General features: G+C 34.4%; 5 protein-coding genes. 4 read left to right on the top strand and 1 reads right to left on the bottom strand.

Features of this window, described 5'->3' with window-relative positions; genetic code table 11:
- The 4 genes from ECA01S_RS13340 to ECA01S_RS13325 all read left to right on the top strand — a co-directional run.
- The coding region (locus tag ECA01S_RS13340) for a MucBP domain-containing protein (protein ID WP_169792784.1) at window positions 1-481 on the top strand (481 nt) is incomplete at its 5' end.
- A gap of 355 nt (window positions 482-836) precedes the next feature.
- Window positions 837-3,689, top strand: coding sequence for an InlB B-repeat-containing protein (locus tag ECA01S_RS13335; RefSeq protein ID WP_169792783.1), 2,853 nt, complete (start codon window positions 837-839; stop codon window positions 3,687-3,689).
- Between the two features lie 76 nt (window positions 3,690-3,765).
- Window positions 3,766-4,353, top strand: a complete 588-nt coding sequence (locus tag ECA01S_RS13330; protein WP_067396362.1) for a type IV toxin-antitoxin system AbiEi family antitoxin domain-containing protein — start codon at window positions 3,766-3,768, stop codon at window positions 4,351-4,353.
- Window positions 4,354-4,882: 529 nt separating this feature from the next.
- Window positions 4,883-7,993 carry an AAA domain-containing protein gene (locus ECA01S_RS13325; protein WP_067396360.1) on the top strand — a complete coding sequence of 1,037 codons (3,111 nt, stop codon included), beginning with the start codon at window positions 4,883-4,885 and terminating at the stop codon, window positions 7,991-7,993.
- Between the two features lie 1,586 nt (window positions 7,994-9,579).
- Here ECA01S_RS13325 and ECA01S_RS13315 read toward each other — a convergent pair.
- Window positions 9,580-10,221 (bottom strand): nucleotidyltransferase domain-containing protein, encoded by a 642-nt coding sequence (locus tag ECA01S_RS13315; RefSeq protein ID WP_143139628.1) that lies wholly within the window; start codon window positions 10,219-10,221, stop codon window positions 9,580-9,582.
- Window positions 10,222-10,811: the final 590 nt, after the last annotated feature.

The following is a 10,811-nucleotide window of genomic DNA, read 5'->3' as shown; positions in this document are numbered from 1 at the left end:
CGAGAAGACGCAGCGTGTCGAAACAGATTACGAAACAACGGGACCTGAAACAATTGAAAAAGATGGGAAGACGTATGAATTGGTAGAAGTACCAAGTAATGCGCAAGGAACTGTTGGGTATGATCCGATTGAAGTCAACTATGTGTACCGAGAAGTGAAGAAAGATCCTGAAGACCCTGAAAATTCTAAAGATCCTAAAGATCCTGAAAAGGAGAAAGATACCGAAGAACCTACTAAATCTGATTCTAATAAGAATGGGGAATCGAATATCCCTAGTTTAGTAACGGATAAGAACAACGGAGACCAAGCTAAAAAATTAACTGCAAGTTTAGCTGGTAATCAAGTGGTAAGTAAAGGCACAAATAATTCCTTAAGAGTTTATCCGAAAATGAACGAATCAGGAAGTAAAATTCTTATGATTATTGGGACGGGTCTTTCTAGTATAGCTGTAGGCATGTGGCTATACCGGAAAAAAAGATAAGCATAAAGTGGCTTTTTATTGGAAAGTAACAAAGTAAAATTGAGATGAACATATTGGCCTTCAAAAAATCAAGTTTTTTTGAGGGCCAATTCTTTTCTTAAAGCTTCATTATAAGTAATTGAAAGAAGCCTTGTCGTAAAAAAATAAGGTAATCAGAAATGAGTGATTATAAAAAGTATGAGGAGGAAGGATACCCTGTCTTACAGTGGTGATCTACATTAATTGTATGAAAAAAATAAGTAGAGTATTAGTGATATTGTTGAGTACATCCATACTGTTATCTATTTTTATAAATTGGATAGAGGTGGGTGCGGAAGTAAACATAAACAGGGAGGAGTTTGTACTTGATGGCTTAATGTTAGAAGATGAAGATAGTATATTTAGAGCTGAAAATTGGGTATTGTCTATGCTAGAAGCACCCAAATCGCAAGGAGACGGAAGTACAATTCAGGCAGTAGAGGAATATGATCGTGACTATGTTGGAGAAGTTGAGGGGGAGTATTCATTAACAAAGGACCATGAAATAATTTATACATCACCGATCGACGTAACATATCCTGAAAAGATTCCAGATAATTATCGAGGAGTTGTGAAAGGTAATTTACGTGAAGAAATTGCAGGTATCTTCTTTGTGAAAGCATACTTAAAAGTAGGAAGTCATGAATATGATCAATCACAGTATGTCACGCCTGTTCACGTATCTGAGGATGGTAGTTGGGAGCTTGATCTTTCCTTAGTTCCTGAAACAAGAGAAGGCGTGTGGCATTTTCGTTTGTATAGAATCACAACTGACATCATTTACGATACAGTAATAGGTGAAGGTAGATATGCAGATGAGGCAACTATTCTTAATGTAAATTATCCTGAGCAAATCACAGATGATTATCGAGGAATCGTACGGGGAGACACCAAAGAAGATTTAAGTGGTAATTATGAAGTGAGGGCATTTCTAAAAGTAGGTAATACGGAATACGATCAGTCTGATAGAGTTTCTGCGGGCACGTTATCCCAAGATGGTACATGGGAACTAGATTTATCCAATGTTCCGGAAACAAGAAATGGCTCATGGAGATTTGGCCTTTATGATACCGATGCAGAAACTAAATTAGGTGCTAGTTGGGCCCTGGATTACACTATTCCAGTAACAATTGATTCCCCAATTATTTTTCCAAATCAATATCGAGGAATAGTCACGGGAACCATAAAAACACAGCCCGAGGGAAAATATGCTGTAAAAGCCTTCTTAAAAGTAGGCAGTACAGAGTATGATCAGTCAAAATTAGCAATCCCTAGTGAGGTAGGCGAAGATGGTACATGGTCCATTGACTTAAGCGGAATACCTGATTCGCGGGTCGGAAATTGGGTGTTTTATCTTTATCAAATACCAGAAGAAGAACAAATAGGAGCTAGTTGGCCGGGTGAAAGCTACTATAAAGACTTAGAATTTCAATCAATTGCAGTAACCTCTGCCGAATATTTAATTGCCACAGATAAAGTATATGTGGGAGATAAGTGGACATCCAAAACTAGAGCAGGTGAGAAGATGTATAGAATTGTTGATACATCGACGGATGAAGTGTTAGCAGAATACTTCGAGCCAGAATTATCTGGTCTAGTAAGATCATATGAATATGATGTTTCTGATCAAGAATATACAACAGGAAGAAAATATATTTCGTATTTATATGATCAAGCCACGACTTTATTAACCGCAGTTGGTAACAGCGATAGGGATTTGGCTGACAAATTGATGAATGGATTATATGTGACACAAATTAAGGATGGGGATAACAAAGGAGCTTTTCCGGCTCACTCGTTTCAGTTCCAACAAGCAGATGTGAAATATAGTATCTGGGTTGGCGGAAATGCGTTCATTTCATACGCAATGATTCGCTATTATGAGAAATTTGGTACTAATGTTGCGGGGATTAGTGAAAAAGAATATGCGTTTGATACATTATCCATGATTAATAGCAATTTAGACTTTCTATCAAGAATGAAAATTGTTGAAGGAGAGGGGCAAGGATTATATACAGGGGGATATCGTAATGTTGAAGGTGAATTAGTAAAAATTGAATGGTCCTCTACAGAACATAACACAGATTTGTGGCATGTTTTCGAGAGAGCTGGAAGAGTAATCGATTCAAAGTATTTCATTGAAGCAGAGAACTTGAAAAATGTAATTCTTGAAAAGCTCTGGAATGAAGAAGAGGGACGATTTAACCAAGGATTGAATGACCCAGCAAAAGCATTAGATGTAAACAGTTGGGGTTCCATATTCTTGAATGCCATTGGAGAGACTGAAAAAGCAGAGTCAGCGTTACAATATACTGATAATTTTAAAGTATCAAAAAATGGAACCTACGGGTATACTCCTAAGTTGAATTCAGAAGTTCTTCCAATCTGGTATGAAGGAACTTTCGGCGTGACACTGGCACAAAGAATAAATGGAAATTTGAAAGAAGCTGCTGAGATGATAAATGAGTCAGTCAAATATCAAAATGAAAACGGCTCCTTCTTATATGTGGCGGAAGCTGATCCAGGAAGACAGTTAATCCGAAAGCCATCAGTGGCTTCTACAAATTGGTTTATACTTACAACTAAATCGCCAGGCGTATTGTGGTCTGAACGCAATACTAAAAAAATAAAATATATGGTCACCTATCATAAAGACGATTCAACTACAGGCGAGGTCCCGATTGATACAAATCGATATACCCTTGGTTCGAGTGTAACAATATTAGATGGAAAAACTCTTAAAAAAGAAGGCTATGAATTTATAGGATGGTCGGAAGAACAAGACAGTTTGAGCGCTGATTATCTTGCGGGAGAACAAGTAAAAATAGAAAAAAACATGGATCTATACCCAATTTGGAAGAAAGTAGAAGAAACAGGTGGTTCGGACACTTTACCTGAACAAAATTCAGAAAGCAGTACCTTTGAGACAACGTCTAGTTCGAAAGAAAAAGCATCTGAAACGACATCTAGCTCGGGCGTTAATTCAGAAACGACTTCAAGTTCCCAGGGCATTTATAATTCGGAGTCTGGTACGGAGATTAGCACTGAATCAAAAGACAGTGCTAGCGACTCTAAGTATCCAAATACAGGGATGAATGATAATTCAACTTATCAATATATAGGGTACGTCTTGCTTTTAGCTACGATAGTTCTGTTTAGTTATCATCTCCGAAAAAAGAATAAAGGGTAATCCCGTGATTTGAGTTAGTGTAATCGATTTCTTGAGATTACAGAATCTGTTAATAAGACGAAGGGATTTAATTATTGTGAGACTTGATATTCAGAAACTATTTGAGCAATATAATGGCACAGTCAGTCAAAAAATCGCTAGAAAAAAAGGGATACATCCCACAACATTATTTCGGCTGGTGGAAAGGGGAGAAGTTTGCCAAAAAATGCCAGGGATATATACATTACCAGATACAATCTTTGATGTATACTTTGCGTTGCAACAAAAGTATACGCGAAGTATCTTCTCCCATAAAACGGCTCTTTTCTTGCAGGGTATGATTGATTTAAACGTAGATGGCTATGATTTGACATTCCCTAATGGATCAACAAGAAAAGTCGCGGATGGTTTAAATGTAGTAGTCCATTTTACTCCTATAAAAAATTATTTGGATGAAGTAACAGTGATCCAATCACCTATGGGAAATAATATCAATGTATTTTCTAAAGAACGAACATTGTGTGAAATCTGGTCTCCGAGATTAAAATGTGATTCATTTGTTAAAAATCAAGCGTTAAAAAAATACATGAATAGTCCTAACAGGAACTTAGAAAAGCTAATGAAAAATGTAAATCACTTTTCTGTTCCGGATGATCTGGTGTCAAAAATTGAGATTATGATTTAAAACATCGTACTTTAGGCGGAATACCTATCTTTCAAATCAAATTGTTTTTACGCATGACCTAAGGGGGAAAATGCAAAATCAATAGTTTTTCTTAATAGGTGAAAGTAGAAACCAAAACCTCCAGTTCACACTGGAGGTTTTGGTTTTCGCCACGATTTGTAGCTATATATTGTTCAAAAATTAATGAAGAAATCTACGATTGACTAATCACTTGTATCTAAGAAAAGAAATTGACAGCTCTGTATTCAGTTTTTCTATTTTTTTGATTTATAACTTACGCATAGAGAGATAAAAATTTTAAGCTGATTGATTATGAGAAATTAGGCACTATTTAGTGATTGTAAAAAACATGTTAAAATGTAAGTAAAATCTAAGCATATTTTTAAAAAGATGGAGGAAATCCTCATATTATAACTAGTTATTGAGGGTTTAACCAACAAATCTACATCAGTATTTCGTGTAATAGGATAATTTAAGATAGGGATTACCATTAGTAGTATACATATTTGGTTAGATCAGGAGGCTATAAATGAATAATAAAGTGGATGTATTAGATTCTTGGATTATGATTGAGCAACTATCCGAGGGTTCTATAGAAAAGAGTAGCACGAACTATAGACTGTTTCAAAATCATGGAATTAATGATTATAAGGAAGAGTTTTTCTCATTTTTGCAAAATAAGAAAGAGAAGGACAAACTATCAGAAAAAAGATTTGAAAAATCAGGATTAGTGTTGTATTTTGATATCTTTGATTTTCAAGAGGTTATTGACATACTACGTTCTAAGTATGATATTTCTGCCACGAACGAAGAGATAAGAGCACCTGGTAGTAAATTTACCTTTGCTTTGTATTTTGACAATCAATTGAATTTTATTTCTGAAAAAACTTTTTTTACTATAAGCGGATATATTCGCTATAAAAAAGAATTACCTAAAAATTTTGTCAACGCAGAAGCGACTCTACGTGATGATTTAAATCAGAAATTTGAAGATATGGAGTTTAATGACGTTATAACTGATTTACTAGATCAGTATAGAGTATCCTTAGCAGATTGTCGCTTCGGGTTTGTAGAGAATCTGGAGACTGGGGATGTGAATCTGCACTCTTTCTTCATAGATGATTTGAAAAAGGCAAAAACTGTAGAAACTGATAATCTAAACCGATATTTTTCTGGGTTTTTAGGAAAAAGAAAAAATTTGGATGGCAATGCGCAATCGAATCATTTTAATCCAGAAGAATTATTAGAGATTTTGCAGCCTCAAAATTATCCGTTAGGACGTTTTCCTAGTAATACTGACTATGCATTGTCTTTTATGCAGGAAGTTGCGGTTAATTTGGCATTGAACGATAGTAATACAATTCGTAGTGTCAATGGGCCTCCAGGCACAGGAAAGACAACTTTACTTAAGGAAATTTTTGCAGATTTAGTGGTACAACAAGCTAGAGAAATATGCCATATGAGTAATAAAAAAATAGATGGAAGTCTACTCTATTGGGAAAACGCTAAGTTAGGAACACTACCTAGTAGGATAGCCGATAAAAATATTGTTGTGGCGAGTTCCAATAATGGGGCGGTTCAAAATATTGTAAATGAATTACCACTAATAGAAGAAATATCTGAGGAATTTAGGCAGGAGATATTAGCAACAAATTATTTTAAAACAATCTCTAATTCAGTTATGAGAGAGAAATGGATGAATAAGAACGGTAAAAGGAACAGAGAAATTGAAAGAAAAATAGGGGATGAAGAAAAATGGGGTGTTTTTTCCCTAGAAGGTGGGAAAGCAGAGAACATTGGAAATCTATTATTGAATATTGAATTTATGGATACACATCTAAAAACAAAATATGCTCCCAATTCAGGTATCTACAAAGAATTTTTAACACTCTATAAACAAGTACTGTCTAAACGTAATCTGGCGCAGAAATACTTTGAAAAGATAAGTGAATTATTTACGTTAGTCAAAACGCATAAAGGGAAATGTCTAGGGTATGTTTTTGAAAAACAAGGTAAGTTGGATATGTTAGAGCAAGTAATGATTGATAAAAAGGCAAAAATGGAAAGTATCGAAACAGAGTTAGAGAAGCTTGCCTCTGATCTATCAATTAATGAGGCAAGCTTGGGAGAAATCTTTTTGGCTCAAAAAGAAGCACAAAGAAATTTTGATGTAATTTCGATGCAAAAACCCAATTTATTTTGGCTGCAAAAGATTTTTAACAAGAAAGTTGTAGAAGAATACTACAGTAATGTGAACCAAGCTAACGGAAAATTAAATGAATTAGCTACTTTAAGAGATAAATTGAAAATAGAGAAGCAAAAGATTGAACAGGAGCTTAAAGTAAGGAAGATTGAGCTTAGGCACAAAAAGATGGAATTGGAACTAGAGATTAGAGAATTTAACGACTGGAAAAAGACACAAGCGGACGAAATAATTGAAATGAAAACTCGGATAGATAGGTTAGAGAAATACAGAAGAGATAACAGCATAGAGGAAGTCGACTTCTCCAAATCTTATTCTGAACTCCAAACCTCAAATCCATGGTTTGACAAAGAGTTTCGTATTCAACAGTCGAAGTTGTTTATGAAATCTTTAGAAGTTAGAAAGCAATTTCTCTATGAAAATAGTAAACATTTAAGAGCAGCAAGGATCATTTGGGCAAGTCAAAATAAATATGCAGCTAAAGAGAATGGCAAGGAGTTACTTTTTGAGGCTTGGCAGTGGGTAAATTTTGCCGTGCCTATAATCAGTACAACGTTTGCTAGTTTTGGAAAAATGTTTAGGAGTCTTAACGAGAACTCAATAGGAAACTTATTTATTGATGAAGCTGGGCAGGCTTTGCCACAGGCAAGTGTGGGGGCTATATTTAGAAGTAAAAAAGTGATGGTAGTAGGCGATCCTTCTCAAATTCAACCAGTATTGACACTGGATTCGAATATATTAGGCCTTCTTCAACAACATTATCGAGTAGATGAAAAATTTATATCAAGCGATAGTTCTACTCAAACCATAGTAGATAAAACTAGCCAATATGGGTTTAAAAAAAATGAAGATGAGTGGATAGGTATACCACTGTGGGTACACAGACGATCGAACTATCCCATGTTTACAATTTCAAATGAAGTTTCTTATGATGGGCTTATGGTTCAAGGTAAGCCAGCAAGTAAGGCATATGGAAAAGCAGATTGGCTTGATGTTTCTGGCAAGGCAAATGATAAGTATGTAAAAGAACAAGCGCAAGTATTAAAAACGGAGATAATGAAGCAGTTAAGTAAGGATCCTTCGTTGGAGGACGATATATATGTAATATCTCCCTTTAGAAATGTTGCAAGTAAACTTGCACGTGATTTAGATAGTATCAACTTCACCAAGAGAATAAAGAATAAAGCGGTCAATGTAGGAACAGTACACACTTTTCAAGGAAAAGAAGCCAAAATTGTGTACTTTGTTCTTGGTGCAGACTCTAATAGTAAAGGAGCCGCTATGTGGGCCGTTTCAGAGCCCAACATAATGAATGTTGCTGCAACACGCGCCAAAGAAGAGTTTTATGTAATAGGAGATAAGAAATTGTACAGTACATTGGGGAGTAATGTTGCGAATTTGGCTATTTCTATTATTGATTCATATAACCGAGATTAGAAGAGCGGTTCGCAGGCAAGAAAAGCTAAAAATTAGGGATACTCAGTCGGAATACAATCAGTATCAGCAAATATTTCATTGCGCGAAACACTCGGTGATATTGCCGAAAACAATTTTTTGAGATAAGGATTATAGGGAACAAGAAAATAGCAACTGGATTCAAACTCACGATGTCGGTATAAATGCCATTAAAAAGAATGATTCTTATCCATAGGGGAATACAAAAGGCGTTATCAGTTTGAATAGATCTTCGATAAAATCAGGTGCTTCTAGCGAGTGCCTACACAGTATGATAAGTTGATGACATTGTTTTTACAGCAACTCAGTTTCCATATTAACGCAATAATTTTCAAACACAATCAAGTAAGATTTATAGAAGGGAGAGTTTATGTTGGAGGGTAAATTTGAATTATTAGGAACATTTTATTTGATTGCATATGCATTTAGCATCATGGGCTTGCTTACTTTATTTTTTGACATTAAAAAATTATCAACAAGACAGAAAATCGGGCTCCTTTTGACTTTTGTTGGTTTCATACTGCCTTTTATCTTTAAGTTTTTCCTCAAGTAGTCAGATCAAATAAAGAAAAATTAGCTGAAAGAAAAAGTCTTTTAGCTTTGTTGTATTGTGGTTAGTTAGCGGAAATGCCTAAACAAATTTTACTTAGTAAGTGGTAAAACTGAATGCGACACTCTGAATTTATTATGGGTATAGAGATATTGAAGGGAAGAATTGATATTTATTTAGTAATGGAAGTTTAAGTGTTTAAATAGATTCAGACAAAGAGAGAGGGTATAGTTAATATGAATAGGACATGGTATCTGGAATGGAGTCTAAAATCGTTTTTTATCTATCTGTTTTTCTTATTAACAAATTTGGTTTTGTATACGATCAATCCATACAATAATCCAGATTCTTATACATGGTTAAGTGAATGGTTAATCGGAACACCTTGGCTAATCCATGTGATAACAATCATACCCTTAGCTTTTAGTATTGCTTTTTTAGTCAAGGGAAAGAGTAAGTGAAAAATCTATTGGCTGAAAAAATTTACTCTTTCAGCTTTTTTGTATGGTGTTAGTATCAAGTGTTAGACAAATTTCTACAGACAAGAAATAGATCAAACTTATCTAGGAGGAGTGATTTCAAGGACTCGATACAATGGGATTTTGAATACATTATAGTTGAGCTGGATCAAACTGGACGTTCTGTTCGAAATTTAGTGAATATAGATTACTTAACTAAAGCAATCATTTACAACAGGTCGCTACAAAAAAATTCAAAATACTGACTGAAATCTAAAAAAAGGTAGAAGAATACTCTCCTACCTAACGTCATAAAATTCTATAGTGGAAATCTTTTTAAATCTATCACACATGATTGCAGTAAAGGGTTGCTAACTGAAGCGTTATTAAAATAAGCATGATAGTAATAGTTATTTTGTGTATTCAAGAATTAAGTCAAAGCGAAGAATTCAAAAGCAAATTTTGAAATAGAATATTCAATTCATCCCAGTTTTTATGATGGTCATTTTGAGCATCTATTCTCATTTTCAGCTGACTAAATTCATGATCCATGTACTGATTTAAAAAACTTTGATTGGTGGAATCATATCACTTTCATCAGAATTTATCTTTCTTTCCAACAAATCCTGGATAATGTCATTTAGTTCTTTCGGACAAAACTCTTCTTTCAATTCATTAAATGAGACCGGTGGTATCGTCAGGTATTTTCCAATCCATTGAGCAGCCCAAACCGGTCTGAGCGCATAAAAATATTTCTTTAATTTTACGGAGTCTCCTTGTAGATATTCTTTGAGGTTTCTATTTCCCATATGCCAATAGTGATATAATGCTTTTTTCGGTAAGAAGTATTTCTCACAGGTTTCTTTTAAGTTAGGAAATATGTTCGCGTCCGCATAATAAAATTTCGTTGAATTTAGCCATTCGAAGAATACGGGATTACCTTTATAGGCAAGTCTCATTGCTTTTTGCAAATCCCAACCATTAATATCTAAAGTATCATCTAGTTGCCACTCTATAACATCTCTCACAGAATCAAGTTTCAGGTAATCTTCTATTTTCCGAATATACACAAAACGTACATCATAGTCACTATCATTTGATTCAAACCCCCAGGCACGGCTACCTGATTCCACAGCAAAAATAACTTTTACATTTTCTTCAGCTTCAATCTCACGCATTTTTTTAATAATAACTTTTTCCATAAAATTCTCCGCTACATATTTTTAGTCTTCGTTTGTACTATTCCATTTTGATTAAAAAAGAAAAATTTCTATACTTTATAGTATCAATAATTCGTTTTTTTAAATACCTTGAAATAAAATTTAAGGAACTACCATTTCAAATTGGGTACAGCAGTAAGCATATTTCTTTAGCGTCTTTTGATTGAATCAAATTATAAACTTAAGATATCTGAATTGAAATTTGAATGTTTTGGAGAGAGTGTGTTGAGGGTTCAGGTTAATTTGACGACAGTTATTTAATAATGTAACATGTTTTGGGAAAGCGATTTCTCTAAAACTGTTAACTTAGGGTTTATATTGACCAATGGATTACTAGATGAGTACATGCTACTTTGCTCCCAGAATTTTCTGAATAAAAACTGGGTTTACAGAAATATATAAATAGAAGGGGGAGTGGAGATAAATATGGCAAAAAGGAAATATGAGGAAACCCTTGATATTTGGGGGAGGCAGCCTCTAAAATTATATGAAAAAATTGGAAGTGATATTTTAAGGTCCCCAAAAAATTTAAGGGAAACTGCTAAAGGAGAAAAAATTTATGATTATTTTGT

Source organism: Enterococcus canis NBRC 100695 (genome assembly GCF_001544375.1).
Classification (GTDB): domain Bacteria; phylum Bacillota; class Bacilli; order Lactobacillales; family Enterococcaceae; genus Enterococcus_H; species Enterococcus_H canis.
This window is presented reverse-complemented; position numbering and strand designations above follow the sequence as displayed.

Coding starts and splice junctions, on each gene's coding strand:
- ECA01S_RS13325 (WP_067396360.1), top strand. CDS start 4,883: ATGAATAATAAAGTGGATGTATTAGATTCTTGGATTATGATTGAGCAA.
- ECA01S_RS13335 (WP_169792783.1), top strand. CDS start 837: ATGTTAGAAGATGAAGATAGTATATTTAGAGCTGAAAATTGGGTATTG.
- ECA01S_RS13315 (WP_143139628.1), bottom strand. CDS start 10,221: ATGGAAAAAGTTATTATTAAAAAAATGCGTGAGATTGAAGCTGAAGAA.